The organism is Alphaproteobacteria bacterium LSUCC0684 (genome assembly GCA_041228335.1).
GTDB lineage: Bacteria > Pseudomonadota > Alphaproteobacteria > Puniceispirillales > UBA1172.
The window spans coordinates 1,990,627-2,016,056 of the sequence record CP166130.1; the positions used below are offsets into that span (position 1 = coordinate 1,990,627).

25 protein-coding genes and 1 tRNA gene are annotated in these 25,430 nt (G+C 56.5%); 18 read left to right on the plus strand and 8 right to left on the minus strand.

Annotation, left to right across the window (positions count from 1 at the left end; all coding sequences use genetic code 11):
* Positions 1–40: 40 nt before the first annotated feature.
* Positions 41–1,132: a BMP family ABC transporter substrate-binding protein gene (locus AB8880_09535; GenBank protein ID XDZ65163.1), complete on the plus strand. Its 1,092-nt coding sequence runs from the start codon at positions 41–43 to the stop codon at positions 1,130–1,132.
* A 113-nt stretch (positions 1,133–1,245) separates the two neighbouring features.
* Positions 1,246–1,725 carry a VOC family protein gene (locus tag AB8880_09540; GenBank protein XDZ65164.1) on the plus strand — a complete coding sequence of 160 codons (480 nt, stop codon included), beginning with the start codon at positions 1,246–1,248 and terminating at the stop codon, positions 1,723–1,725.
* Positions 1,726–1,872: 147 nt separating this feature from the next.
* Here AB8880_09540 and AB8880_09545 read toward each other — a convergent pair whose 3' ends face one another.
* Positions 1,873–2,055 carry a hypothetical protein gene (locus tag AB8880_09545; protein ID XDZ65165.1) on the minus strand — a complete coding sequence of 61 codons (183 nt, stop codon included), beginning with the start codon at positions 2,053–2,055 and terminating at the stop codon, positions 1,873–1,875.
* A gap of 140 nt (positions 2,056–2,195) precedes the next feature.
* Between AB8880_09545 and AB8880_09550 the strand changes: the two genes are divergently transcribed.
* The gene (locus AB8880_09550; protein XDZ65166.1) at positions 2,196–2,324 is read left to right on the plus strand and encodes a hypothetical protein; all 129 of its coding nucleotides are present in this window, start codon (positions 2,196–2,198) and stop codon (positions 2,322–2,324) included.
* 279 nt (positions 2,325–2,603) lie between these two features.
* Positions 2,604–2,789, plus strand: a complete 186-nt coding sequence (locus AB8880_09555) for a hypothetical protein (GenBank protein ID XDZ65167.1) — start codon at positions 2,604–2,606, stop codon at positions 2,787–2,789.
* Positions 2,790–3,258: 469 nt separating this feature from the next.
* On the opposite strand, the gene AB8880_09560 is transcribed toward AB8880_09555, so the two are convergent.
* Positions 3,259–3,660, minus strand: a complete 402-nt coding sequence (locus AB8880_09560; GenBank protein XDZ65168.1) for a hypothetical protein — start codon at positions 3,658–3,660, stop codon at positions 3,259–3,261.
* Between AB8880_09560 and AB8880_09565 the strand changes: the two genes are divergently transcribed.
* The 3 genes from AB8880_09565 (at position 3,659) to AB8880_09575 (ending at position 6,156) form a co-directional block, all read left to right on the plus strand.
* A complete protein-coding gene (locus tag AB8880_09565) occupies positions 3,659–4,492 on the plus strand; it encodes a hypothetical protein (GenBank protein ID XDZ65169.1) in 834 nt (277 codons plus the stop codon). The two genes, AB8880_09560 and AB8880_09565, sit on opposite strands and share 2 nt — an antisense overlap.
* A 301-nt stretch (positions 4,493–4,793) precedes the next feature.
* On the plus strand, positions 4,794–5,099 hold the full coding sequence (locus AB8880_09570; GenBank protein XDZ65170.1) for a hypothetical protein: 306 nt from the start codon (positions 4,794–4,796) through the stop codon (positions 5,097–5,099).
* A gap of 223 nt (positions 5,100–5,322) precedes the next feature.
* Entirely contained in the window at positions 5,323–6,156 is an 834-nt protein-coding gene (locus AB8880_09575; GenBank protein XDZ65171.1) for a lysophospholipid acyltransferase family protein, read from the plus strand.
* Here the strand turns inward: AB8880_09575 and AB8880_09580 are convergent.
* Positions 6,132–6,842, minus strand: a complete 711-nt coding sequence (locus tag AB8880_09580; protein ID XDZ65172.1) for a thiamine diphosphokinase — start codon at positions 6,840–6,842, stop codon at positions 6,132–6,134. The genes AB8880_09575 and AB8880_09580 overlap by 25 nt on opposite strands.
* A gap of 147 nt (positions 6,843–6,989) precedes the next feature.
* On the opposite strand from AB8880_09580, the gene AB8880_09585 reads away from it, so the two are divergent.
* Positions 6,990–8,153, plus strand: a complete 1,164-nt coding sequence (locus tag AB8880_09585; GenBank protein XDZ65173.1) for a putative manganese transporter — start codon at positions 6,990–6,992, stop codon at positions 8,151–8,153.
* Positions 8,154–8,200: 47 nt separating this feature from the next.
* Here the strand turns inward: AB8880_09585 and AB8880_09590 are convergent.
* Both AB8880_09590 and AB8880_09595 read right to left on the minus strand, forming a co-directional pair.
* Positions 8,201–8,276, minus strand: a tRNA-Ala gene (locus AB8880_09590).
* A 73-nt stretch (positions 8,277–8,349) separates the two neighbouring features.
* The gene (locus AB8880_09595; protein ID XDZ65174.1) at positions 8,350–8,745 is read right to left on the minus strand and encodes an FYDLN acid domain-containing protein; all 396 of its coding nucleotides are present in this window, start codon (positions 8,743–8,745) and stop codon (positions 8,350–8,352) included.
* Positions 8,746–8,906: 161 nt separating this feature from the next.
* Here AB8880_09595 and aroA point away from each other — a divergent pair, with 161 nt between their 5' ends.
* The 10 genes from aroA (at position 8,907) to AB8880_09645 (ending at position 18,536) form a co-directional block, all read left to right on the plus strand.
* Positions 8,907–10,235 (plus strand): 3-phosphoshikimate 1-carboxyvinyltransferase, encoded by a 1,329-nt coding sequence (gene aroA / locus AB8880_09600; protein ID XDZ65175.1) that lies wholly within the window; start codon positions 8,907–8,909, stop codon positions 10,233–10,235.
* The gene (gene cmk / locus AB8880_09605) at positions 10,232–10,864 is read left to right on the plus strand and encodes a (d)CMP kinase (protein ID XDZ65176.1); all 633 of its coding nucleotides are present in this window, start codon (positions 10,232–10,234) and stop codon (positions 10,862–10,864) included. The genes aroA and cmk overlap by 4 nt, the downstream gene beginning before the upstream one ends.
* Positions 10,865–11,080: 216 nt before the next feature.
* Positions 11,081–12,832 carry a 30S ribosomal protein S1 gene (gene rpsA, locus AB8880_09610; protein ID XDZ67056.1) on the plus strand — a complete coding sequence of 584 codons (1,752 nt, stop codon included), beginning with the start codon at positions 11,081–11,083 and terminating at the stop codon, positions 12,830–12,832.
* A 103-nt stretch (positions 12,833–12,935) separates the two neighbouring features.
* On the plus strand, positions 12,936–13,214 hold the full coding sequence (locus AB8880_09615) for an integration host factor subunit beta (GenBank protein ID XDZ65177.1): 279 nt from the start codon (positions 12,936–12,938) through the stop codon (positions 13,212–13,214).
* A 30-nt stretch (positions 13,215–13,244) separates the two neighbouring features.
* Positions 13,245–13,586: a lipopolysaccharide assembly protein LapA domain-containing protein gene (locus AB8880_09620; protein XDZ65178.1), complete on the plus strand. Its 342-nt coding sequence runs from the start codon at positions 13,245–13,247 to the stop codon at positions 13,584–13,586.
* 8 nt (positions 13,587–13,594) lie between these two features.
* Positions 13,595–14,248, plus strand: a complete 654-nt coding sequence (locus AB8880_09625) for a phosphoribosylanthranilate isomerase (GenBank protein XDZ65179.1) — start codon at positions 13,595–13,597, stop codon at positions 14,246–14,248.
* A gap of 31 nt (positions 14,249–14,279) precedes the next feature.
* Positions 14,280–15,503, plus strand: coding sequence for a tryptophan synthase subunit beta (trpB, locus tag AB8880_09630; GenBank protein ID XDZ65180.1), 1,224 nt, complete (start codon positions 14,280–14,282; stop codon positions 15,501–15,503).
* Positions 15,503–16,315, plus strand: coding sequence for a tryptophan synthase subunit alpha (gene trpA / locus AB8880_09635; protein ID XDZ65181.1), 813 nt, complete (start codon positions 15,503–15,505; stop codon positions 16,313–16,315). The genes trpB and trpA overlap by 1 nt, the downstream gene beginning before the upstream one ends.
* Before the next feature lie 33 nt (positions 16,316–16,348).
* The gene (gene accD / locus AB8880_09640) at positions 16,349–17,218 is read left to right on the plus strand and encodes an acetyl-CoA carboxylase, carboxyltransferase subunit beta (protein ID XDZ65182.1); all 870 of its coding nucleotides are present in this window, start codon (positions 16,349–16,351) and stop codon (positions 17,216–17,218) included.
* A 4-nt stretch (positions 17,219–17,222) separates the two neighbouring features.
* Complete coding sequence (locus AB8880_09645; protein ID XDZ65183.1) at positions 17,223–18,536, plus strand: folylpolyglutamate synthase/dihydrofolate synthase family protein; 1,314 nt, start codon at positions 17,223–17,225, stop codon at positions 18,534–18,536.
* 9 nt (positions 18,537–18,545) lie between these two features.
* On the opposite strand, the gene trxA is transcribed toward AB8880_09645, so the two are convergent.
* Genes trxA through addB form a run of 3 tightly spaced genes read right to left on the minus strand, consistent with a single transcriptional unit; the run spans position 18,546 to position 25,363 of the window.
* Entirely contained in the window at positions 18,546–18,866 is a 321-nt protein-coding gene (gene trxA / locus AB8880_09650) for a thioredoxin (GenBank protein ID XDZ65184.1), read from the minus strand.
* Positions 18,867–18,923: 57 nt separating this feature from the next.
* Entirely contained in the window at positions 18,924–22,379 is a 3,456-nt protein-coding gene (gene addA, locus AB8880_09655) for a double-strand break repair helicase AddA (protein XDZ65185.1), read from the minus strand.
* The gene (gene addB, locus AB8880_09660) at positions 22,376–25,363 is read right to left on the minus strand and encodes a double-strand break repair protein AddB (GenBank protein XDZ65186.1); all 2,988 of its coding nucleotides are present in this window, start codon (positions 25,361–25,363) and stop codon (positions 22,376–22,378) included. The genes addA and addB overlap by 4 nt, the downstream gene beginning before the upstream one ends.
* Positions 25,364–25,430 lie beyond the last annotated feature (67 nt).

Genomic DNA, 25,430 nt, shown 5'->3' on the forward strand with positions numbered 1-25,430 from the left:
TCAAGGCAGCCCTGTGCCTTGCCATTTCAAGGAGGATTTAATGTTTCGCAAACTCATCGCCCTGACAGCAGGCATCATCGCCATGTTGACTGCCGCCACGGCTTCGGCTGAGCCGACAAAAGTCGGGTTCGTCTATCTGACAACCCCGGGAGATCACGGCTGGACCTACGCTCATGAGCTGGGCCGGCAGATGGTCGAAAAGCATTTCGGCAACAACGTGGTCACCACCTATGTTGAAAATGTCCCCGAAGGCCCTGACGCTACCCGCGTGATCCGTGAACTTGCCCAGCAGGGGAACGAGATCATCTTCACCACTTCCTTCGGGTATATGGACCCGACCCTCAAGGTCGCGAAGGAATTCCCGAATGTGAAATTCGAACACATGACCGGGTACAAGCGGACCCCGAACATGGCCACCGGCAATATCCGGTTCTATGAAGGCCGCTATGTTCAGGGTGTTGTCGCCGGGATGATGACCAAATCCAACAAGATCGGCTATATCGGCGCCTACCCGATTTCCGAAGTCATCATGGGGATCAATGCGTTCGCCCAGGGGCTTCGTTCAACCAATCCTGACGCCTCGATTTCCGTCATCTGGGCCAATACCTGGTATGATCCGGTGAAGGAAGCCGACGCCGCCAAGGTTCATATTGCCGAAGGTGCCGATATTCTGGCCCAGCATACCGACAGCCCGGCCATGCTCCAGATTGCACAAAAGAATGGCGCGCTTGGTTTTGGCCAGTCCACCAATATGGAAGCTTTTGCACCGGACGCCCAGCTGTTCGCCTCGATCAACAACTGGGGTCCGTATTACATTGAGCGGATCGAAGCCTTGCGCAACGGCAGCTGGTCCACCGGCGACGGCCCTGATCACTGGGCCGGCAACACCTGGGGCGGTCTTGCCAGCGACATGCTTGTCCTCTCGGAGTTCAAGAACATGCCGGCAGATGTTGCCGCCGCCGCCCGGGATGCCATGGAAGGCATCCGGTCAGGCAAGATCAAGATCTTTGCCGGCCCGCTCAAGGACAATACCGGCAAAGAGGTGATCGGCGCCGGGGAAGAGCTTGATGACGGCGCGCTTTGGGGGATGAATTACTACCTCCAGGGCGTCAACGGCAAAATCCCGGGCTAGAGCTCCATCGCACAAAACCTGAAAAAGCAGCCCTCGTGGCTGCTTTTTTGCATCACCGCAGGTTTAATTCCGCCGCCATGCTCCCATATAAAAGATGGAAAAAGGAGCATATCATGATCAAAGGTCTTCACCACAAAGCCTATCGTTGCCGGAACAGCCATGAAACCCGGGCTTTTTATGAAGATTTTCTCGGCCTTCCGCTCGCCGGGGCCCTGGAAATCAAGGAAACCAAAACCGGCCGTGAAACCCGTGTGCTGCATTCCTTCTACCAGATGGGTGACGGGTCCTATATTGCGTTTTTCGAAGCCCCGGACCGCGCCTTCGAATTCAAGGACCACCATGATTATGATCTTCATCTCGCCCTTGAAGTGAGCATGGAGGAACTCCACGACATGTTTGAACGTGGCAAGGCCGAGGGGATTGAAACCCGGGGCATTTCGGACCATGGTTTCATCTCGTCGATCTATTTCAGGGACCCGAACGGGTATGTGGTCGAACTGACCGCGAAAAAACCCAACCACGACGACATGCTTTTCCCGGGCAACCCCGAAGCAAGGTCTATTCTTGAGCGCTGGAATCCCGCCGCCTCCTGAAGCATCCCCCCAACCCTCATCCGAACCCGTGGGGCGCAACATCTCGCCCCCGGGGCACCTCACGCGAAAGAAGGCCAGCGCCGCCGCCAAGAGGAAAGAAAAGCGCATTTATTATCTAACCTATTGATATATAACAATAATACATGGTCAATCGACGGCTGCGAGGCGCTGTCCTGCCGCCGCCAACCCTTTTTTCCCGAAACGAACCCATTTTCCTGTTTCTTGCGCTGGAACCAACCGTTTCAGGTACCGTTGATCTGCCATGATGGGGATTGAACCCGCTTCATCGCCGAAGTAGATTCTCCCTGTATCGACGCGACGTGAAGCCATCCCGGCATCAGGCCCAGTCAGCCCCGGCCAGACACAGACCCGGCCAGGTACAGGCTCGTCCAGGTACAGGCTCGTCCAGGTACAGGCCCAGCCTGATCCCGGGGGCATCGCGGCGGCGACCGGCCAGCCGGTATATTTACATGATGAAAAAAAAACCGGCACCGATACTGGTTTTGTCCGGCAATCATCTTGTCCGCGATATGGTCTTTGTCGCGGCGGCAGGCAGGACGGCCTTAACGTCTTCCGGGCAGGTCTTGGAAAGTCGTTGAAGGCAAGACTGTCCAGGTGATGGGGTCAGTGCGGTTCCTGATCTGCCCCCGGGCAGGTAAGACGGGCTCCATGTCCTCCGGGCGCGTCAGGGAAAGTCGTTCAAGGCAAGACTGTCCAACCGATAGGCCGGGATCAGGGCTGTTCCTGATCGCCCCCGGGCAGGTAAGACGGGCTCCATGTCCTCCGGGCGCGTCAGGGAAAGTCGTTGAAGGCAAGACTGTCCAGGTGATGGGGTCAGTGCTGTTCCTGATCGCCCCCGGGCAGGTAAGACGAGCTCCATGTCCTCCGGGCGCGTCAGGGAAAGTCGTTCAAGGCAAGACTGTCCAGGTGATGGGATCAGGGCTGTTCCTGATCGCCCCCGGGCAGGTGAGGCAAGGAAAACAACACTGTTTTCCACCACGGCTTGCCCCGTCTTGCTCCACCATGGCCTGCCCCGGCCGAATTGCCTCGGCTGGTTTGTCTAGGCTGATTTGTTTCGGCTGGCCTGCTTCGGGTGGCCCCGCCACGGGTGGCCCGCCACGGGTGGCCCCGGCTGGTTTGTCACAGCCGAATTGCCCCGGCTGGTTTGTCTAGGCTGGTTTGTTTCGGCTGGTTTGCCCCGGCCCGCTCGCCGCCACCATGGCCTGCCTCGGCTGGATTGCCCCGGCCCGCTCGCCGCCACCATGGCCTGCCTCGGCTGGTTTGCCTCGGCCCGCTCGCCGCCACCATCCGGGCCCTCCCCCCTGTTTTTTGGAGGAGATTTAGCCGTTATGGGTTATGGCTGCATGCCCGAAAGCATGTTAGGGGGTGTAGCGGAAGCTCGCATTTTGTGAATTTAATGATTTTTTAATAATTGTCTTGCTGAATTAAATTGAAACGTGAAACAAAATTATTTTCATTTTCATTATCTTATTTGCTAATATTCCTTTAGTATGCATTTTTTAGAGCATGGAATTAAGAAAAGATTAAGGGTCTTGATATGCGTAGTTCTGTCCGCTCAATAGCCTTTGTGTTGACAACAGTCACGGCATTTTCCGCCTTTGCTGGTGGATCACCAACACCGGAAACGGAGACAGATTCCGCCACTTCAACATCGTCATCGGTTACCGACAGCGGTGCATCTGGCGGGCAGAGTGGAACGACCTCTTCATCGGCCAATACCAGCTCAACTGCTTCATCCGGCTCGTCTTCTGACTTCTCCTCCGGCTCGTCCGGCACATCTTCATCCAGCGCATCGAATTCTTCATCCTCGTCCAGCGCAAACTCAAATGGCGGGTCGAGTGCGGGCGGATTCATCGCCATCGAAGATGATCCGCTGATCGTTGATACCAGTTCCATCATGGATGACGATGGCATGGGCAAGGTCTCCGTTCAATGGCAGATCAGTTCGGATGATGATAAATGGGTGAATATCACCGGTGCCGTTCAGCAGTCTTTCACCCCCCAGCAGAAGCATGTTGGCCAGCGCCTGCGGGTGATGATCAACTATGTTGACGGGCAGGGCAATATGGAAGTCCTGCGCAGCCCGGCCTCGAACCCGGTGCAGAACGTGAATGACAAGCCCACGGGATCGCCCATACTTTCAGGCACCGCCATGGAAGGTGATGCGCTGGTGGTCGATACCAGCACCATCTATGATGAAGACGGGATGGGACTTTACGATGTCATCTGGCAGCGCTCCTCCACCAAAACCGAATGGGAGACCTACCCCGATGCAACGACGGAGGTTCTTCGTCTCGGCCAGAAGAATGTAGGCTATTCCTATCGCGCCATCATCACTTATGTTGATCGCTACAACACACGCGAAGTGATGATCTCCAATGTCTCGGAGATCGTGCTCAACGTCGATGATCCGGTGGAAGGCGAAATTCTCCTTTCCGGCAACCCCATCGAGGGTGATACATTATCTGTCCGCACCGACAATGTTTCCGACGAAGACGGCATCGCCAGTCTTTCGGTATCCTGGGAACATTCAAAGGATGGCCGCAACTGGCGCGCCCTTGACATGCCGTCAACGACCACGATCAAACTGGATCAGAGTTTCGTCGGTATGCAGATCCGCGCCAAGGCCACGGTGGTGGATACATTCGGTGTCGAAACCGTGATCTTCAGCAAGCCTTCCAACGCGGTCAAGAACGTCAACAACGCGCCGGTTGGCACGATCACCGTCCGCCGCGTCGGCTCCTGATTAAAGCCATACCGCTTCACGACAGCCAGGATTTGGCCTGCCGGACCCGGGCCATTTCTTGACATCCGCATCTCGCCTGCCTCCAGGGAGCATGGGAGCATCCACTACATCTTGTGGCATATTTAACATTTTTGTGAAATTTGTGGCAGATAAGCCTTTGCTCATTGACAAGCGGTTGCAAGTTCCGTCAAATGGTAGATGATGAAAGATGACGGTATCAAAGGATGGATTCCTTTAAGCGCCAATCTCGGTGCAGGTGGTACTGTCCGCCAACCATCAATCCAAATCATGGAGACGTTCAATGCCAAAAACGGAAACTGGCATCCGTGAAGGATGCGTAATTCTGCCTTTCGCAAGACCCGAATTTCCCTCCCAGAACGTGAAAGCCACTACACTTGCCGCGCTGGTGGCAATTACCATCATCCATGATGCGGATATTTCTCCTGAAGACCGGCTGATTGAAATCATTGAAAGCACCGGCGAAGCCGAAGTCCTGGACAGTGAGGACACCCTTGTCGATCTCGGCCTTGATGATCTTGATGATGAAGGAAATGCCCGACTTCCGGACCCGGTGAACGATAATACGGCGGTAACGATTATCACCTGAAGCACGCGATCAGGCTTTAGGGAAAACCTGCCATATGCGGGGATCCGGCCATGACTTTCCGCGTGATGATCACCCTGCCGGATGGTGCAATCTGCCCCCTCGTGCATCCGCGGGTTAACTTTCGTCAAACTATTTTAATTCATGTCATATAAATGTTATAAATATTGCTATAATCGAGTATGACACTCGAACTTGCTATTCGTTGAATGATGTATTTCTAGGCATGGATCTGGCACAGAAGAAAAACAGCATCCCGATTTTTTCCTTCGCCAATGGTGAACTGGGACCGATTTCAAACGCCCTCATCCGGGGCATTGAAAAATTCACCGGCCAGCCGCGTATCAAGAAGATCTATGTTGATTACGTCAACGACGACCGGCCCAACCATCTCTTCTGGCAGGATGCGGTGGAGCGGCTTAATCTCAACGTGAATATTCAGTTTGATCCCGGCGCATACATCCCTGAAAAAGGACGTCTTGTGGTTATCGCCAACCATCCTTTCGGCGTCATTGACGGGCTGGTCATCTGTTCTGAAATATCCCGGGTTCGCACGGATTTCAAAATCATCACGCATCAGGTTCTCCGGCAGGCCCCGGCGGTGATGCATCAGATCCTGCCAATTGATTTCGACACAACCGAACATGCCCTCCACACCAATATGCAGACACGAAAAGATGCGATCCGCCAGGTTCAGGATGGCGGGGCATTGATCCTGTTTCCGGCAGGCGGCATCTCGCTTGCCCCGAAAGTCATCGGCCCGGCCCAGGATGTGGAATGGAAAACCTTTGCGGCAAAACTGGCATTGATTGAAAACACAACCATCCTGCCGGTCTTTTTCACCGGTCAGAACAGCATCAGCTATCAGGCAGCCCGCAAGGTCAGCCAGACGCTGGGATATTCGCTGATGTTCCGGGAAATTGTCCGCCGCATCGGCACCAATGTCGACGTGACCATCCGCAAGCCGGTCAGCACCGAAGAACTTGGACGCTTTTCCGGACGTAACGAAATCACCGCCTATTTGCGCGATTTGACCTACGGCACCACCACCGCTGGATGATCGTCTTCCGGCGCAATGGCCGAGATCAGCCTGTTGACCGCATCGACCGGGGTGATGATCAGATATCCGCCACCTTCCGGATTTGCCTTGATACGAACCTCACCATCACCCCGGGCCACACGGTTTGATGTGCCGATTGCCCCGCCGGGGCTCATGCACAGCCCGTCAAGCGGCCATTCAAGCCCTTCGGAGCCAAGGAAAGATTGCTCCCCCATCGGCCAGATCGAAATACGGCTGCCCGGGGCAAGCTGAAGGGCGGTATCACCACGGCGGAAGACAATCGCATCACTGGGCCCGACCAGCACGATCCTGTCCTGGCGCGCCCGCGCCAGGGTATTGATTGCCGCCAGCGCATGATCAAATCGCCGGCCGAGAAAGCCGAGGCAGAGGATGAGCGGCGCATCCACAAGGGCGAGCGCCTTCGCAAAATCCGTCTGATCCTGATCAGGTGTGGGAAGAATACGGCTCCGGGGAAAGGCATCGGGGGACGAGATCGAATCCATATCGCCGGTAATCGCCTCCGGCTCAAGACCAAGGGTTCGCGCTTCATCGGCCCCGCTGTCCACCGCGATCACGGGATATTGCCGCCCCCATGCCCGAAGGTACCCGGCATCAACATCTCCGCCACCAACCAGCACAACAGGGCTCTCGTATTTCAAGACCGTAGGTGTCCTGTCCTTGCTCATGATGGGAGTGTAGCGCCAAAACACGCGGCTGAAAATGACATGCTTTCCCATTCTGCCGAATTGACAATCATATCAGGCTACATATATAAATAGATAGATTAAAACTTTGCCTAAACTAAGTTAATAACCCGAAGGAAATATCTGGACATGCATGCAACAGCCCTTCCCGTTCGACAGATCCAATCTGCGGTGATCGTGCTGATGGCTTTATTTGCGTTCCAGCTCAGCATTCTGGCGCCGTCAGGATTGACCGACGTAGTGCTCAAAGCGCTGGCAGATGCCTATATCCAGGTCACGTCTTTTGTCGCGGCCACCCTTTTTCTTTTTTATGCCGCAGAAAAGCTCACCGGCATTGATGCAGAAAAGATGCTGGCCGAATCCAGGCAAAGCCAGGTTGTGATGGCAGCTTTTCTCGGCGCTCTGCCCGGATGTGGCGGCGCCATTATCGTTATCACCCAATATGTGACGGGCCGGCTTTCCTTTGGTGCGGTGATGGCTGCCCTCACGGCAACCATGGGCGATGCGGCATTTCTTCTGATCGCCCAGGAACCCCTGACCGGCCTTTCCATTCTGGCAATGGGTTTTGGCGTTGGCGTCGTCTCGGGATATGCGGTGAATGCCCTGCATGGACCTGATTTTCTTCGCCAGCCCGCGGTTTCGTCGGTCTCGGATCTCGGCCCGGAACATATAGGCATCGGTGGCTGGCTTGATCGTTTCTGGATCGCGCTCTTCATCCCGGGGCTGGTTTTTGGGATCATGGCGGCGCTGCAGATAGATATTGATGCGCTGTTCGGCAGCGAATTTCTGCCCTCGCCCAGCCTCGCACTCGGGGCCGCGGGGGGCATCCTTTCGGTAATGATGTTCCTCCTGCCGAAGATACTTACCCGCCTCGCCCCAAAATCAGTCACCCCCCTGCCTGAGCCGCCAAGCATATTCAACCGGGTCATTGCAGATACGAATTTTGTGACCGCCTGGGTTGTGCTGGCTTTTCTGACATTTGAGGTCAGCGTCTATGTCTTTGACATTGATCTTAAGGATCTGTTCAGCGGCTATATTGTTTTTGCCCCGATGATTGCCGTTCTGCTTGGCTTTCTGCCTGGCTGCGGGCCACAAGTGCTTGTCACCACCTTGTATCTCGCCGGGGCAATACCGTTATCGGCACAGATCGGCAATGCCATCTCGAACGATGGCGATGCGCTGTTCCCGGCCATAGCCATTGCCCCGAAGGTCGCGATCATCGCAACACTCTATTCGGCCATCCCGGCATTGTTGATCGGATATGGCTGGATGTTTCTTGTTGAAATGCGTTAAAAACCCGCGAAATGAAAAAACCCGCCATATGGCGGGTTTCGGGAATTTGGTGGAGCTAAGCGGGATCGAACCGCTGACCTCTACAATGCCATTGTAGCGCTCTCCCAGCTGAGCTATAGCCCCTTGCCAAATTCTGAAAGGGTTTTACCGGCAACCGGATCAGAGTGCAAGCCCAAATTGCGGCAGGCTCGCCCTGCTATTCGTCGTCATCATCCTCGCTTGCATCGAGGTCAGCATCGATATCCGCCGCATCATCCGCACCTGAGACACTCTCATCATCGTCATTATCACCTTTGACAACGATCAGATCCGCGTCATCATCATCGAGCATGTCATCGCTCGCATCGGCGTCATCATCGACCATGTCAATATCGTCATCGAGTTCATCTGAATTGATATCGGCATCATCGGCGGTTTCGGTTTTTCTGACGCTGGCCTGGGGCATCGGCTTGGACCGACGGCTTTTGAGCAGCACTTCAGGATCGAATACCGTTCCGCACATCGGGCAGACAATCTCAGGCTTGTTTAAATCATAGAACTTCCCGTCACAGGACTGGCAGTGCCTCTTGGTACCCAGTTTCTTCGATGCCATGGACAACTCCGAACGTGTTAATGATTGTTTGTTAATGAAGCTCTTTTCATAAGAAATCAAAACAAGGTCAAGCAAAAATCTTCATTAGCAATAATTTGATTTTTTCATCAATCAAGTGGTAAAACTCTGCATCCGTCAAGGTTCTGAGGAAATTACCCATCATGCCAATACTGATTTCCCATCGCACCGGCAATTTGCATGGGACGATTATCCTTCCCGGGGATAAATCCATCTCGCATCGGGCACTGATCCTGGGGACGCTGGCCCGGGGACAGACGAGGGTTCGCGGCCTGCTGGAAGGGGCGGATGTTCTCGCCACCGCCGGGGCTCTACGTCAGCTTGGTGCAAATATCAAAAAGGACAGCGACGGCAGCTGGATCATCGACGGGCTTGGCCTGAGCGGGTTTCTTGAACCACATTCACCTCTTGATCTCGGCAATTCGGGCACGGGCGCAAGGCTGCTCATGGGGGTTGTCGCCGGCAGCGGGATAAAAGCTGTCTTTACCGGGGATGCCTCGCTCTCCGCGCGGCCGATGGCCCGGGTTACCACCCCGCTTGAAAAAATGGGAGCGAAGGTTTCAGCGCGGGACGGCACCTATCTGCCGCTGCTGATCGAAGGTGTTCTTCAACCTTTGAGCATCACCTATGAAAGCCCCCATGCATCGGCCCAGATCAAATCCGCCATTCTTCTCGCCGGGCTCACCGCTCGGGGTGAGACCCGGGTGGTGGAGCCGCGACCTTCCCGCAACCACACCGAAGCCATGCTGAGGCATTTTGGCGTTCCCGTTGAGGAATCGCCAACGGAAAACGGCGGTATGGCCGTGACGATTGGCGGCGATGCCCAACTCACCGCAGCGGATGTTCATGTTCCGGCTGATCCGTCTTCGGCCGCTTTTCCAGCCGTTGCTGCCCTGATCACCGAAGGCTCGGAAATCACCATGACGGGCATTGGTACAAACCCCTTGCGTTTCGGGCTTTTCGAAACCTTGAAGGAAATGGGCGGCGATATCACCCTTGCGAACCAGCGAATAGAAGGCGGGGAGACTGTCGCCGATATCACCGTCCGGTCCTCTCGCCTCAAGGGGGTAGATGTTCCCGCTGAACGCGCCGCGTCCATGATCGACGAGTATCCCATTCTTTCGGTCGCTGCCGCCTTTGCCGAAGGCACGACGCGCATGCACGGCATTGCCGAGCTTCGGGTGAAGGAAACCGACCGCATCGCCCTGATGGAAGAAGGACTTGTCCGCGCCGGCGCCACTGTTCTCAGCACCGAAGACAGCATGACCGTGACGGGTGCTGACCATATCCGGGGCGGCATGACCGTCGATGCCTGCCACGATCATCGAATCGCGATGTCCTTCCTTGTCCTCGGCCAGCGCACCGATCAGCCTGTTCGCGTCGAGGGCACCGAAACCATTGCCACAAGTTTCCCTGATTTCACCTCGCTGATGAATGAGATCGGCGCCGATATACGGCCGGACGACGCATGATCATCGCGGTGGACGGCACGGCCGCCTCAGGCAAGGGAACACTCGCAAAGCATCTGGCACGGCGCCTTGACCTTGCCTATCTTGACACCGGATCGCTCTATCGTGCCGTCGGGCTTCGCCTTTTGCATGAAGGATATACGGCAAAAGACGTCACCCCCGACATCGCGGTGGCGGCTGCCCGCAGGATCGACGATGCCCTGATGGCTGATGATGCGCTCAGAAGCGCGGAAACCGGCCAGATGGCCTCAATTATAGCGGCACTGCCAGAGGTTCGTGCACACCTTCTCGATTACCAGCGGCAATTTGCCCGGAATCATCCCGCGGATAAATCCGGCGTCATTCTCGATGGTCGCGACATCGGCACGGTTGTTCTGCCGGATGCCGATGCCAAGTTTTTTGTGGATGCTGATATCGATATCCGCGCAGGCCGCCGCCATCAGGAGCTTCATGAATCGGGGAGTTCGCTCAGCCTTGATGAAGTCAGGCAACAGCTTGAGGAAAGGGATCATCGGGACCGGAACAGAAGTCATGCCCCACTTGTCCCGGCCGAAAACGCCATTTTTGTTGACACGAGCGCAAAAAACATAGAAGAGATGGTGGCGTTCGCGCTGTCAGCGCTCAACCGTTGACATTTCCGTCTTCTGGAACCAAAGCCACGGAAGACCCTGTAACTTTCGGATTGCTGGATATGCAGAGCCGAGCATCCGTGGTGGCCCCCAAAGGGCAGCTTTGGCATCATGGGCACCCTGAACCAGCCAGGGCGGGGCTTCAGCCTTGCTGAAACCTTGAGACGGCACCACACGGAGAAAATCTTGACTGAAACCAATAGTGCCATCGCCAATGCGATGAATGAAAACTTTGCCGACCTGCTGGCAGAAAGCTTCGATGAGACGATCACCATTGAAGGCAGTGTTGTCCGCGGTATTGTTGTTGCCGTTGACAAGGAGGCCGTGATCATCGATGTCGGCCTGAAATCTGAAGGACGTGTTCCGATCAAGGAATTCACCCCACCCGGCCAGCAGCCGTCTATCTCGGTTGGTGATGAAGTGGAAGTCTATATCGAACGCATGGAAGACCGGAACGGTCAGGCCATGCTCAGCCGGGAGAAGGCGCGCCGCGAAGAAGCCTGGGCCGCGCTTGAAACTGCACATGAAAAGCAGGAACGTGTTACCGGCGTGATCTTTGGCAAGGTCAAGGGTGGCTTCACCGTTGATCTCGACGGCGCCACCGCCTTCCTGCCTGGCAGTCAGGTTGATATCCGCCCGGTGCGTGATCTCGGCCCGCTCATGGGCACCCCGCAGCCTTTCCAGATCCTCAAGATCGACCGGAAACGCGGCAATATCGTTGTGTCACGTCGTGCCGTTCTCGAAGAATCACGCGCCGAAGCACGTTCGGAACTTGTGTCCAACCTTCAGGAAGGCCAGATTCTCAGCGGCGTGGTCAAGAACATCACCGATTATGGTGCGTTCGTCGATCTTGGCGGGGTCGATGGCCTGCTTCATGTGACCGACATTGCCTGGCGCCGGATCAACCATCCTTCTGAAGCCCTGCAGGTTGGCGAAACCGTTGAAGTTCAGGTTATCCGTTTCAATACGGAAACCCAGCGTATTTCGCTTGGCATGAAACAGTTGCAGTCCGATCCATGGGAAGCCGCGCAGTCGAATTTCCAGATCGGCAACAAGGTAACCGGCCGCGTCACCAACATCACCGACTACGGCGCGTTTGTTGAACTGGCGGACGGCGTTGAAGGCCTGGTTCACGTTTCTGAAATGTCCTGGACCAAGAAAAACGTTCATCCTGGCAAAATCGTTTCAACCAGCCAGGAAGTCGAAGTCATGGTGCTTGATATTGACAGCGTCAAGCGCCGGATTTCACTCGGCCTCAAGCAGTGCAACCCGAATCCATGGGAATCCTTCAAGGACACCTATGCAGCAGGCAATGAGATCGAAGGTGAAGTTCGCAACATCACTGAGTTTGGTCTGTTCATCGGCCTCAACGAAGAGATTGACGGCCTTGTTCACCTGTCTGATATTTCCTGGGATGTGGCGGGCGATGAAGCCATCCAGTCCTACAAGAAGGGCGATATGGTCAAGGCCAAGGTGCTTGAAGTCGACGTGGAAAAAGAACGTATTTCCCTTGGTATCAAGCAGCTCACCGAAGATCAGGTTGGCGAATCTCTCTCCAACATGAAGAAGGGCGATATCGTCACCTGCACGATCAGCGCCGTCACCGATGGCGGTCTTGAAGTCGAGGTTGGCGAAGGTGTCAGCGGGTTCATTCGCCGAAGCGATTTGTCCCGTGATCGGGGCGAGCAGCGTCCGGATCGATTTGCCGTTGGCGAAAAGGTGGATGCCCAAATCACCACGGTGGATGCCTCAGCACGCAAGCTGAACCTTTCCATCAAGGCTCGTGAAATGGCGGAAGAAAAACAGGCCATGGCTGAATTTGGATCTTCCGACAGCGGTGCAAGCCTTGGCGACATCCTTGGTGCCGCCCTCGCAAAACGTGACAGCGAGACCACGGAAAAAGCCCCGAAGAAAGCTGCCAAAGAGAGCAAGGCCGCCAAAGACGAAGACAGCGGCGAGGCCTCCGAATAGACGGCCACATATCTTTTTCCCACTCCCCTTAACAACGTGTTGAAACAGTTGACAAAAAAAAGGGGAGTGGGCATCATCTAACCCTATCGTTTCGGAGGTAGGGATGACAAAGTCTGAGCTGATTGCTGTTCTCGCGGAAAAATACGATAATCTGTATCACCACGATGTTGAACGCATCGTAAACTGTTTCTTTGATACGATTTCCGACGCGTTGGCCCGGGGAGACAGGGTTGAGTTGCGCGGCTTTGGCGCATTTTCCATCCGTCACCGCGATGCCCGCCGGGGCCGCAACCCAAGAACAGGCGAAAGTGTTGATGTTGATGCGAAAAATGTCCCTTTCTTCAAAATGGGCAAGGGCATGCGTGAGCGCCTGAATCAGTAGATCTCCGCATAAAAGGATGATCCAGAAAAGGTGGAGTTTTCCATTTTCAGCTTTCTTGGCAGATTGCTTGGCTTGGCATTGACCCTGGCGGTGATCGTTTTCACGATCCTGTTCACGATCAGCAATTCCGATTCGGTTTCGCTTGGCTTCTGGCCTCTTGAGGCGCGACTTCTGGTCCCGCTCTGGGTTGTGGGAATAGGCGGTGTTGCCATCGGTCTTCTTCTCGGTGCGTTCAGCATGCTTGTTCCGCTAACCTCCAGCAGCCTTGAACGGCGCCGGTTGTCCCGGAAGATGAAAGACCTTGAGCGCAAACAGCACGAAACAGAAAAAGACGATCAGGAACAATCCGCACTCCCTCCACCCCAGTTTTAGGCAAACCCATGGCCAGAACCAAAATCTGCGGCATCCGAACACCGGAAGACCTGGCCATCGTGGCTGCAGCAAAAGGCCGTTGGGCGGGTATGGTTTTCTTTGAAAAATCACCGCGCCATATCAGCTATGAAGATGCCCGAATCCTTCGCCAGCATGCGGATGAGCTCAAAAACGCCCCTGATCTCGTGGCGCTGGTGGTTGATGCGGATGACGACAGACTGGCCGTAATCGCCGAATACGCAAACCCGGACATGCTTCAATGCCACGGCAGTGAAAGCCCGGAGAAAATCGCCACCATCCGGGATCGCTTTGCCATTCCGGTGATGAAGGCCTTGCGGGTTACCGGCCCGGACACCCTGATCAACGCGCGCGCTTATGACGGGGCGGCGGATATGCTGCTGTTTGATTCCGCTCCCATAAATACCGATCTTCCCGGGGGCACCGGCCACCGCTTTGACTGGGGATTGATGCAGCATTACACCGGCACCACGCCTTGGATGCTGGCAGGCGGACTTGAACCGGGTAACGTGGCCGAAGCCATCCGGATCAGCGGCGCTGAAGCGGTGGATGTTTCAAGCGGGGTTGAGCGGTCCCCGGGAATTAAGGATCATGCGGCTATTCAGCGCTTTGTCTCTGCCGCGCTTTCGGCTAAAACGGAATAATCATACGATTTGATCTCACGGAGATGCCTTTATGAATGAGCAATCGCCGAATTCGTGGCGCAACCAACCTGATGAAGATGGACGTTTCGGCATTCATGGCGGCAGATTCGTTGCAGAAACCCTGATGCCGCTGATTCTCAAGGTTGAGGAAGCCTGGAAAGATTCCCTCACCGACGCGGATTTCCAGAATGAACTGGAATACTATCGCAAGCATTATATCGGGCGTCCCTCGCCTTTGTATTTTGCGGAACGCCTCACGGCACATTTTGGCGGCGCCAGGCTCTATATGAAGCGCGATGAGCTTAACCATACCGGCGCCCACAAGATCAATAACGTCATCGGCCAGGCCCTGCTTGCGCGGAAAATGGGCAAGACGAAGATCATTGCCGAAACAGGTGCAGGCCAGCATGGCGTCGCTTCGGCCACCGCCTGCGCCCTCTTCGGGATGGAATGCGAAGTCTTCATGGGCGCTGAAGATGTTGAAAGACAGAAGCCCAACGTAGACCGGATGCGGCTGCTTGGCGCGAAGGTTCATCCTGTCACCTCTGGTACCGGCACCCTCAAGGATGCCATGAACGAAGCCTTGCGCTACTGGGTATCCAACGCGGAAACCCATTTCTATATTATCGGTACCGCAGCAGGGCCGCATCCCTACCCTGCCATGGTTCGGGATTTCCAGTCCATCATCGGCATTGAAGCCCGGCAACAGATCATGGAAGCCGCCGGCCGTCTGCCCGATGCGCTGGTCGCCTGTATCGGGGGCGGCTCCAATGCCCTTGGCCTGTTTCACCCCTTCCTTGATGATGAGGATGTCGCGATTTACGGCGTCGAAGCCGCTGGCAAGGGCTTGAAAACCGGTGATCACGCCGCCTCACTCACCGGTGGCAAGCCAGGTGTTCTGCATGGCAACCGGACATATCTGCTTCAGGATGACGACGGCCAGATCAAGGATGCGTATTCGATCTCGGCCGGACTTGACTATCCCGGCATTGGTCCGGAACATGCCTGGCTGCATGAATCCGGCCGTGTCAATTATGTCAGCGCCACGGATGAGGAGGCGCTCGAATATTTCCAGCTCTGCTCTCGTCTTGAAGGAATTATTCCGGCGCTTGAACCTGCCCATGCGCTCGCTTTCATCGCCACCATGATCGGCAAGATGGATAAAGACCAGATTGTTATCATGAACATGTGCGGCCGCGGCGACAAGGATCTTGGCGCCGTGTTGCCGATGCTCGAAGCCAGGGGGAAACTCTGATGCGTATTGCCAGAGCATTTGCCAAAGCAAAGGAAGAAAATCGCGCCGCCCTCGGGATTTTCGTCACCGGCGGCGATCCCGATCTTGAAACGTCAAGGGAAATCCTGCTTGGATTACCGGATCATGGCGCTGACTTCGTCGAGCTTGGCATGCCATTTTCTGACCCGATGGCCGATGGCCCGGCGATACAGGCGTCGTCCTTGCGTGCTCTCCGTGCCGGTACCAGACTTGGCGATGTTCTCGATTTGGCCCGTGCGTTCCGGGCCCGACATCCGGACGTGCCGCTTATCCTCATGGGATATTACAACCCCATCTATATCTATGGCGTTGACCGTTTCATCACCGATGCAATCAAGGCAGGTGTTGATGGATTGATCATGGTGGATCTACCGCCGGAGGAAGACGACGAATTATGCCTTCCGGCCCGGGCTGCGGGACTTGATTTCATCCGGCTCATCACTCCCACAACAGATGATGCGCGCATGCCGCAGGTGATGGCAAATTCCAGCGGTTTCGTCTATTATGTATCCATAACGGGCATCACGGGCACGCGTTCCGCTTCCGGAGACAGTATCCGCGATGCCATGGCACGGATCCGGAAAGCCAGTGATCTTCCGGCCGTAGTCGGGTTTGGCATCCGGACCGCAGCCCAGGTTAATGAAGCGGCCCAACATGCCGATGGCGTGGTTGTCGGGTCAGCAGCGGTGGACACGCTGGCCGCAACACTGACAGAAGGCAACAGCGCCAGCGCCAATACCGCAAGCGAGGTGCTTGCGCTGGTCTCGGAACTTGCCAAGGGATGCGCCCGCTAGGACCACCGAGGTCGTGATGGAGGAGAAGAACACATGAACTGGCTTCAGAAAACCGTGCTGCCGAAAATCAAGGCGCTTGTCGCCCAGGACAGCGTCAAGGAAAACATGTGGATCAAATGCACGTCCTGCAGCCAGATGATCTTTCACCGGGAATTCGAAGAACAGTTCAACACCTGCAATACCTGCGGGGCACATATGCCGATGGCAACGCATCTCCGGATGCAGCTTCTCTTCGACGACGGCAAGGCCGAGGTCATTTCCCTCGAAAGCAAGAAAGATGACCCCCTCAATTTCCGTGATCTGAAGCGATATAACGACCGGCTCAAGGATACCCGTTCCAAAACTGGCCTTGATGACGCGATCATGGTAGCGGCGGGAACAATCAAGGGTAATCCGGTTGTTGTTGCCGCCTTTGATTTTCGCTTCATGGGCGGATCGATGGGCCGGGCTGTTGGTGACGGCATTCTCCGCGCCGCCGAGGAAGCTCTTGAGCGCAAGGCTGCGCTGATCACCATTCCATCAACGGGCGGCGCGCGCATGCAGGAAGGTATTCTGTCGCTGATGCAGCTGCCACGGACGATTATTGCCGTCAACAAGATGAAAACAGCAGGCCTTCCCTACCTGGTTCTGCTGGCGCATCCCACCACCGGCGGCGTCACCGCATCCTTTGCCATGCTGGGGGATATCCAGATAGCCGAGCCCGGGGCGATCATCGGCTTTGCGGGCAGACGCGTCATCGAGGAAACAGTGCGCGAAAAACTTCCCGATGATTTCCAGACTGCCGAATATCTCGAAGAACATGGCATGGTGGACATGGTGGTCCCACGCGCCAAGCAGGCTGAAACCATTGGCCGTATCCTTTCCATGCTGATGGATGCGTCACCCGCCCGCGCCGCCGAATAATCTCATGACAAATACCGCGAATTCGCCCGCCGTTAGCCGCGCTCTTGAGCGGCTTTCCCGCCTGCACCCGAAACTCATTGATCTGGGGCTTGATCGCACGTTCAGGATACTTGAAAAATGCGGTAATCCTCATCTGAGCCTGCCACCGGTCATTCATGTGGCGGGAACAAACGGCAAGGGCTCGGTACTGGCTTTTCTTCGCGCCATGCTGGAGGCGGCCGGCCTCAGGGTCCATGCCTATACGTCACCGCACCTTGTCCGTTTTCATGAACGGATCCGTCTTGCCGGAGAGTTGATCAGCGATGATGAGTTGATCGCTCTCCTCGAAGAGGTTGAGCATATCAATGGCAGGGATCCCATCACCTTTTTTGAAGTGACGACGGCAGCGGCCATGCTGGCCTTCTCCCGTAGCCGCGCTGATGTTGTCCTTCTTGAGACCGGGCTTGGCGGGCGTGCCGATTCAACCAACGTGATCCCGAAGCCGCTGGCAACCGTCATCACCCCGATCGCCCGTGACCATGAACATTTCCTCGGCAATACTCTGGGCGCCATCGCCCTTGAGAAAGCCGGCATCCTTCGTCCCGATGTCCCGGTCTTCAGCGCGACACAGGAGAAGGACGCCGCCGCCGTCATTGAACGTGAGGCGCAGCGTCTGGGCAGCCCGCTTATCACCCCTCATCATGGTTTTACGCTTCATCCCCGCAGTCTTGGGATCGATATTGAACTGGGTCCGCGAAGAATTGCTGCCGATACGCTCGGGCTCATGGGCCCGCATCAGCAGGACAATGCCGGCCTTGCGGTTGCCGTGCTTGCCTCGGTTTTCCCGGAGATATCCAGCGCCAGCATCGCCCGTGGTCTTGCAAATGCCATCTGGCCCGGCCGGGTACAGCATCTCGCCGAAGGCAGGCTTCGGTCGCTGCTGCCCGAAGGGTGTCAGCTCTGGCTTGACGGAGCACATAACGCCCATGGCGCAAGAGCGCTGGCCACCACTTTAGGCACGATTTCCGATGCGCCATGGATCCTGGTGACCGGCGCCCTCAACACAAGGCCGCCACGTGACTTTCTCGATCAGCTCAAACCATCGATCATGAGCGCAATAACCCTGACTATTCCGGGGCAGGAAGCCAGCCTCAATGCCATCACCATGGCCGAAGCGGCAAGAGACTGCGGGATCAGGGCTGTGACCGCCACCAGTATTGAAGATGCTTTGGAAAAGGCTGCAACTATCAGGGGCGACAGCCGCAGCCATATCGTGATTGCAGGCTCGCTTTACCTCGCCGGGCATGTGCTTGATGTCAATGAAACGCCACCCCGATAGGGTCTGCGCTCAAATCGATTCTTCAACCCATTCGCTGAGTTTGCTTTTCGGCAATGCACCGATTTTTTCGGCTTTCACCTGACCATTTTCAAAAATAAGCAACGTGGGAATGCCGCGAACCCCGTATTGCTGAGGGGTTATCGGGTTTTCATCAATATTGAGTTTGACGATTTTGACCTTATCCGGCATCTCATCGGCGATTTCTTCCAGCGCCGGGCCGATAGCCTTGCAGGGACCGCACCATTCGGCCCAGAAATCAACCAGGACCGGCTTATCGGACTGGAGCACATCGGCATCGAAATCAGCATCGGTGGTTTTGGTTGTGGGCATGGCACTTCTCCAAAAAATTTGAATCTCATAATAATGTAAGAACTGCCCTCTCAAGCGTCAAGAACCTTGGCAAACACCCTCAAGAGCTTCGGCAAGATCTCCGGGATCACACCACCTGATCGAACCATCTTCGGTAAAGACAAGGCCAGCCCGGATATCGTGCCCCGGCCAGATCTGGCCGAGAAGATTTGCATATAAGCCCATCTGGGAAAGAAAATGCGGTGGCAGTTTTTCTTCAGGTGGCTGGCCTGTCTTGAAATCCACCAGCGTGACGGTCTTCTCGGTAATTCTGAGCCGGTCGATAATTCCGGTGACCACTCGCGTTCCGACCAGACCAGAGACCGGCACTTCGGCGCGGGCATCGGGATGAAATATATCTGCAAGTGCCGGATCTGCCATCACGCGCTCCGCATCAGCAAGCGCTTTTTCCACATCGGCCGGAGACAGCATATCTGAAGTCATCACCTCAAGAATGCGCGCAACAGCCCTGTCCCGGGCTTCGCCCTCATGGCGTGGTAGCAGCTCGAGCAGCCGATGGACAAGACTCCCGCGCAGCATGGCACGCCGGCGGCTCTCACCCGTCGGGGAAGAGGCCTGTTCCGGAGCAAAATAGGAGGAAGGAGAAAGCGGCCTTGGCGGTGTTTCTTCAGGAGGCGCCATCGCATCAATCCATTCAGGCTCATGCACAAGTTGAGGCTCGGTGACCACCACATCCTTTTCCGGCACCTGCTCTTCTTGGGATGAGGTGAGCGTCACGCCGGAAAGCCCGGCTTCGATACAAGGCCCCGGTTTCAACTCGCTCATCGCCGCGGCAATTTTCTCATACCAGCTACCCTCCATCATCCGGCGAGATTTCGCTTCATATCCCGCGATAAGAAGACCATCTTCGGCCCGGGTCAGGGCAACATAAAGAAGCCTGTTTTCTTCTTCCTCCGCCTTCTGTTTCTTGGCCTCGATGGCAGCCTCGATGATCGAAGAAAGGCGTCCTGTTCTCGCCGGAAGCACGGGGAAATCCACCCCCTCATGCGATATGGTGACGATCTGGCCCGCGATGTGGCGATCACGCAGCGTATCGGGCAGAACGATCACCGGCGCCTCAAGACCTTTGGCGCCATGAATGGTCATCATCCGGATTTCATTGCTGCCCCTTGTCAGGCTTTCGCGGCTGACTTCATCATCGGTGGTTTCCATGGTTTCAATAAACCCAAGCAGGCTTGGCGAATGGAGCTTTTCATGCTGGCGGGCGGCATCGAGAAACTCGGCCAGCACATCCATGACATGCGCCCCGAGCCGAGTTGCAAATGCCTTGCGGGTATCCTTGTCGAGAACAGCCCGGTAAAACTCATAGGGGCGAAAAGACTCCGCTTTTCCCATGAGCGCGAGCAGTTTTTCATGGGCGGCGTCAAACTCCTCATTCTCTTGTGCGAGAGCCGCAAGGCGCTGGAACAGTCGGGCCTCTCCCCGATCATGGGCAAGCCTGAAAATATGCTCTTCCCCAAGGCCGAACACCGGCGATTTCAGCACCGCCGCAAGGGTAAGATCATCTTCAGGCAGCAACATCACCCGCCCAAGCGCAATCAGATCCATTACCGCGATATCATCCCTCAGCCTTACCCTGTCCGCGCCTGCCATCGGCAGGCCGGCAAGACGGATCTCCCGGTCAAGGATCTGGGCAAATCCCCTGCGCTTGCGAACAAGGATGAGGATATCTTCTGGCCGCATCATCCGGCCTCTTGCGGGCAGAAACCTCTTGCCGATCCAGGATTTGAGCACCTCGACAATCTGCCTTGCCATGACAAGTTCAGGCGGAGAATTCCCCGCCTCTTCATCCGAAGTCACCGGATCAAGCAAGGTGACAAACCCGCTTTCCCCAATCCGGCTGATCCCGTGACGGGCTGCCTGCCCAAGCCCGGGTAATCCTGGTTGGCGCGCGGCATCCTCACCACTATTGTCTTCATGAGCAGGGAGAGTTGATGCCCCGATCACCTGATCAACCAGCTGGAGAACCGGGCCCGCACTTCTAAAAGAGGTATCAAGATCGACCCGGCGGAAAGGTTTACGCGCCTGCGCCGCGCGGCCTTGAAAGGTCACTTCCTGATCATGGAAAAGATCTGGCTCGGCCCCCTGGAAACTGTAGATGGACTGTTTGTAATCCCCCACCGAAAAAAGGCTGCGGCCTGGCTGGTCTTTCGGGATATCTTCGTCGCCGGTAAAGAACTCTGCCGCCAGCCGGGACAGGATGCGCCACTGGCTTGGACTAGTATCCTGCGCTTCGTCGATCAGAATATGGGAGATGCCCTCATCAAGCTTGTACCTTACCCAGGCCGCACCGCCATCGGCTTCCAGCAGCCGCACCGTATCGGTGATCAGGTCGTTGTAATCCATCAGCCCGGCATGGAGTTTTCGCTTCCGATACCCGCGTGACATAGCCTCGGCCACAAGAAGGAGCGGGAAACTGCGCTCTGCTGTCTGAATGGCATTGATCCGGCTGAAAACATCCACAAGACGGTGAGCTTCCCTTTCAGCAAACAGAACCGCATCGGCAAAGGCATTCCTGACCGCCTTGGTCGCTTGATTTTTAAGTGGCAAGAAATCTGTTTTGGTGAGGAAAAACATCGAAATATCTTCGAAAGCCGCTTCACGTGCCTCATCATCCATTTCCATCCATGCCCTGAGCCTGCCTGCTTTTTCTTTCTCCTTATCTGTTCCCGTCTCAAGAGCGGCGGCAAAATATTGAAGCTGCTCTTTTCGACCTCTCCCCAGTTTGGTGATTTCCTGCCGCAGCTCATCTATTGCTTTTGCGGGATCATCGGCGGCCTCAGGCACTTCAAGGGCCACGAAAAGCCCGCGCTTTATTCGGACCGGGTCACGCGCCAGTACCTCCATGAATTCAGCATATTCAAAAATGTCTTTGGTCAGTGACATCATCTGGTCCTGCCCGATGTCTTCGGCAAGCCGTGCCAGTGCCGCCGTGATCACCGGGTCTGCCGAACGCATCACCTCATCCGCGACTTCCATGCGCAGGGTTTTGGTTTGGTTGGTTGTCGCCAGATCGAAATACGGCTGGATGCCTGCCTCGATCGGGAACCGCCGCAGGACCGACTGGGCAAAGGCATGCACGGTTTCAATCCGGAGACCGACAGGATCGTCAAGCAGAAGGGTGAAGAGCTGGCGGGCCCGGGCAATCTCTTTCTGGGAGGGACGCTCAACCCCGACAAGACGAATAGAATCGGTAAGCTCGCTTTCCGGGACAACGGCCCATTTTGACAATCGCTCATAAAGGCGGTTGCGCATTTCCGCCGCCGCCGCCCGGGTATAGGTTACCGCCAGAATGTCCGCTGCCCGCGCGCCGCCAAGAAGAAGACGCAAAATCCGGTTGGTGAGCACCCGTGTCTTGCCAGTTCCGGCATTGGCGGAAACCCAGACCGAGGACATCGGGTCTGCCGCCGCATGCTGGGCTGCGGTTGCCGAGGCGATCACCTCTTGCCTTAATGAACGCAGGTCCTTTGTCACCGGTCATCTCCTTCCCCGGGGCTCGCGTCACTATCCGGACTCAGCCGCGACCATTCACGCACCCGCGCCAGATGCTTGTACGGGCTGTAGGGGTTGGCCTGGCCCGGATCCGGCTCCGAGAGATACGGCTCCTCATCAAGGGCAAAGCGCCGCACCAGATCGGTGATATGCTCTTCGGCGCGGGTGATCCAGTCATCTTCCGGGGTGACATCAATGATCTTCCCGCGATCGCTTCGCCGCCCCTTGAGCTGCCAGTATTCGATACGCTCAACCAGACAGGGAGCAGGAATTTCAGGAAACCCTCCACGGGCGGCAATAACCGCCTCAACCGGAAGCTGCAGTGCCTGATTGCGGGCAACATTGCTTCGGCTGGGGATACTTCCCGTCTTGTAGTCAATCACCACCAGACGATTATCGGCGAGGAGATCAAGCCGGTCCGCCTTGGCGGTCAGTATGATCTCCCCATCCGGGAGGGTGATTCTGATCTCCCCCCGCCTTTCGGCAAAGCTCCGTTGTCGCATTTCCGGTGCTGTTATTTCCTGTTCGATCCACCACGCGGCAATGTTTCTGAACTGGGAGAACCAGAAGGTCTTCACCCATGGATCACCGCGATAGGCCTTGAACGCTTCTTCGCCAATAGAGATCAGGCGATCATACGAATCAGCGGGAAATCTGCCCTTGCCAAACTGGTCGATGAAAACTTTCAGCGCTTCATGAACGAGATTGCCCCGATCTGCCACCGTCGGCAGTTGGTCGAGCGGATCCAGTGGCTTCAACCTGAGTATCCGTTTAGCATAGATGGCGTAGGGATCACGCTGGAGCATATCAATCTCGGTGGCGGAATACTGCCTTGGCCGCAACGCAGCAGAGACCCGCGGGGCAGGACACGTATAGGGGCGGAGCGGGCCGGATTGAACATGCAGGCGCCGCACAATCTCCCGATAGGCTGGCGGTTCCGGCCAGTTGAGTCCTGCCACATCCAGCACCGCCTCAAGCCGTCGCAACCAGCGTGAAACTTCAGTCGGGCTGCCGTCTTCGCGTTCAGCGCGGGTGATAAGAACCTCAGGTCTGGCCAGCGCCATCATCACATCATGGGCGGCAAGACCTATCCGCCAGGTTGCCGGCGGCAGACCAAACGATGCTCGCATGGCATTGCTCATCCATGGGTCGGGCGGGGGATGGGACGGGAACGTGCCCTCGTTCATCCCGCCCAGTATCACCAGGTCCGCGGTCTGCATCCGGGCTTCCACGGCTCCAAGGATCGAAAGCCTCGGATGGCCCACCTCTTCGGGATAGACTGTCTCTCCGGCCATCAGTTGGGTGAGCACCGACGGCAGATCCTCCGGCGTAAGATTTGTCTTATCACCGCTCACCGTGAGCCGATGCAGAAACCGTGCAAGCCTGACCCCCGCCTGCCCCTGCCAGGGACGAAGCGGCTCATCCGGGTCGGCCGCGAGCAACTCCGCTGCCTGCCCAAGCGCATCCGTCAGGCGAGATAGCGGCACCTCAACACCAAGGGTGAATTTTGACAGGGGCTTGAGCGGCGTGATCAGCGCCTCCTCAACAAATCTCCCAAGGTCAGGGCTGACCCGCCCTGCTGCTTCGGCAATACCTTTAAGCCCTCCCGGGATCCGCTGGCCGCGAAGCACCAGTAATTCGAGCTGCCGCAGGCGCTGGCGAAACTTCACCCGCCCAAGACCGGCCGATGCCAGCCGATGAAACCCCATGGCCAGAAGTGCCGATGGAGCAAATCCCCCGGTCCAGGCCTCGGCAATCAGCCGCAGAAACTGCGCCTCGTTGGTATCGCCAAGTTTAATGCCTGCGCTGTCGCTGATGTGAATATTCCAGCGCACCAGCTCCCCTGAAACCATCCGCGCCAACGCACGGTCCGCCGTAATGAGGGTTGCGGTCCGGCCCGGGGTTTCAAGCACCTCACGCATGGCCAGCGCAATAACCTCGGCTTCCTCGCGCCGATCATAGCAGTCAATCCGGCTGAGCCCCTCAAGACTTGCCACCCCGATCTTGCGGTTGAGCGGGATTTTCCGCCACGCACCTGCCTGTTCGGCGGGCCGCATCGCTTCACGCAGGAGTACCTGCCGCGCCTTCCGGGCTGAACCTCGATCATCTCCGGTGGGTTTAGGCCATCTCAGCACCTTTCCCCGGTCAACCCCGAGAGTGCTGAGAAGCCGGGCCAGAGGATATTGCGGATGGCAGATGGTGGTTTCATCCTCGCCCAGAAGCGCCTGCCAGTCTTCTTCCGGCATGTCCATATCAAGGCCGGGCAGCACGACATGCCCGCGCTCAAGCTCCAGCACCGCACGCATCAGCTCCTGGGTAGCCGGGATAGACCCGGTGGAGCCCGCGATGATCACCAGGCCGGGTGGTGCTTTTTTCCGCCAGGCCTCAGCCCGGGCGAGAATGGCGGCGTTGCGCCAGGCAGCAGGGTCACTTCGGTTGAGCTGTTCGAGTTTGAGCGGCCAGTATTCGGTCACAATCCGGAGCACCGCAAGAACTCGCTGCCAGTGGGAGGCGTATTCATCTTCGGCAAGGGTGTTCAGCCGGTCAAAGGAACATCCCGCTGTCTGTGCCTGATCAAGGAATTCCCCCAGTGCCCGTGCCAGCGCCATGTGATCTGCCAGCGCAAGATCTCCTTTCGGGATAAGTCGTGCCAGATGAAGCTGGCGTTCCAGCGGGTCGATCACCGGCGGCAGGTCATCCCGGTCCCAGCCGGAGATGATCAGTTCTTCGGCATCCGTATCCACATCACCGATCGGCATCAGCCTAGGTAGCAGCATGGCTTTTCCTGATGCCTGGCGCAGGAACGCTCCCCGGACTGCATTGGCAAGCCGGCGATTGGGCAACAGGATAAAACTGTCCGCAAGATCTTCCGGGCCTTTGGCGAGTTCCAGCACCCCGCGCACCAGATCATCGGCAAAGGGTTCACCAGCCTCGATATTATGAATGAATCCCGGTTGTGAGGTCATCGTTCCAGTCTAGGGAATTTTACCTGGATTGCCATCGCTTATCGCTGCATCCATGGTGATCAATCCT

Bases quoted from the DNA above. Each gene is read 5' to 3' on its own strand.
- AB8880_09565 (XDZ65169.1), top strand. From the start codon at position 3,659: ATGGGCAAGGTCTCCGTTCAATGGCAGATCAGTTCGGATGATGATAAA.
- AB8880_09625 (XDZ65179.1), top strand. From the start codon at position 13,595: ATGGCCAGAACCAAAATCTGCGGCATCCGAACACCGGAAGACCTGGCC.
- AB8880_09570 (XDZ65170.1), top strand. From the start codon at position 4,794: ATGCCAAAAACGGAAACTGGCATCCGTGAAGGATGCGTAATTCTGCCT.
- AB8880_09575 (XDZ65171.1), top strand. From the start codon at position 5,323: ATGGATCTGGCACAGAAGAAAAACAGCATCCCGATTTTTTCCTTCGCC.
- AB8880_09550 (XDZ65166.1), top strand. From the start codon at position 2,196: ATGATGAAAAAAAAACCGGCACCGATACTGGTTTTGTCCGGCAATCAT.
- aroA (XDZ65175.1), top strand. From the start codon at position 8,907: ATGCCAATACTGATTTCCCATCGCACCGGCAATTTGCATGGGACGATT.
- AB8880_09555 (XDZ65167.1), top strand. From the start codon at position 2,604: ATGTCCTCCGGGCGCGTCAGGGAAAGTCGTTCAAGGCAAGACTGTCCA.
- cmk (XDZ65176.1), top strand. From the start codon at position 10,232: ATGATCATCGCGGTGGACGGCACGGCCGCCTCAGGCAAGGGAACACTC.
- trpB (XDZ65180.1), top strand. From the start codon at position 14,280: ATGAATGAGCAATCGCCGAATTCGTGGCGCAACCAACCTGATGAAGAT.
- trpA (XDZ65181.1), top strand. From the start codon at position 15,503: ATGCGTATTGCCAGAGCATTTGCCAAAGCAAAGGAAGAAAATCGCGCC.
- AB8880_09560 (XDZ65168.1), bottom strand. From the start codon at position 3,660: ATGCCATCGTCATCCATGATGGAACTGGTATCAACGATCAGCGGATCA.
- AB8880_09540 (XDZ65164.1), top strand. From the start codon at position 1,246: ATGATCAAAGGTCTTCACCACAAAGCCTATCGTTGCCGGAACAGCCAT.
- AB8880_09535 (XDZ65163.1), top strand. From the start codon at position 41: ATGTTTCGCAAACTCATCGCCCTGACAGCAGGCATCATCGCCATGTTG.
- rpsA (XDZ67056.1), top strand. From the start codon at position 11,081: ATGAATGAAAACTTTGCCGACCTGCTGGCAGAAAGCTTCGATGAGACG.
- trxA (XDZ65184.1), bottom strand. From the start codon at position 18,866: ATGCCCACAACCAAAACCACCGATGCTGATTTCGATGCCGATGTGCTC.
- AB8880_09580 (XDZ65172.1), bottom strand. From the start codon at position 6,842: ATGAGCAAGGACAGGACACCTACGGTCTTGAAATACGAGAGCCCTGTT.
- accD (XDZ65182.1), top strand. From the start codon at position 16,349: ATGAACTGGCTTCAGAAAACCGTGCTGCCGAAAATCAAGGCGCTTGTC.
- AB8880_09595 (XDZ65174.1), bottom strand. From the start codon at position 8,745: ATGGCATCGAAGAAACTGGGTACCAAGAGGCACTGCCAGTCCTGTGAC.
- AB8880_09585 (XDZ65173.1), top strand. From the start codon at position 6,990: ATGCATGCAACAGCCCTTCCCGTTCGACAGATCCAATCTGCGGTGATC.
- addB (XDZ65186.1), bottom strand. From the start codon at position 25,363: ATGACCTCACAACCGGGATTCATTCATAATATCGAGGCTGGTGAACCC.
- AB8880_09545 (XDZ65165.1), bottom strand. From the start codon at position 2,055: ATGGCTTCACGTCGCGTCGATACAGGGAGAATCTACTTCGGCGATGAA.
- AB8880_09615 (XDZ65177.1), top strand. From the start codon at position 12,936: ATGACAAAGTCTGAGCTGATTGCTGTTCTCGCGGAAAAATACGATAAT.
- AB8880_09645 (XDZ65183.1), top strand. From the start codon at position 17,223: ATGACAAATACCGCGAATTCGCCCGCCGTTAGCCGCGCTCTTGAGCGG.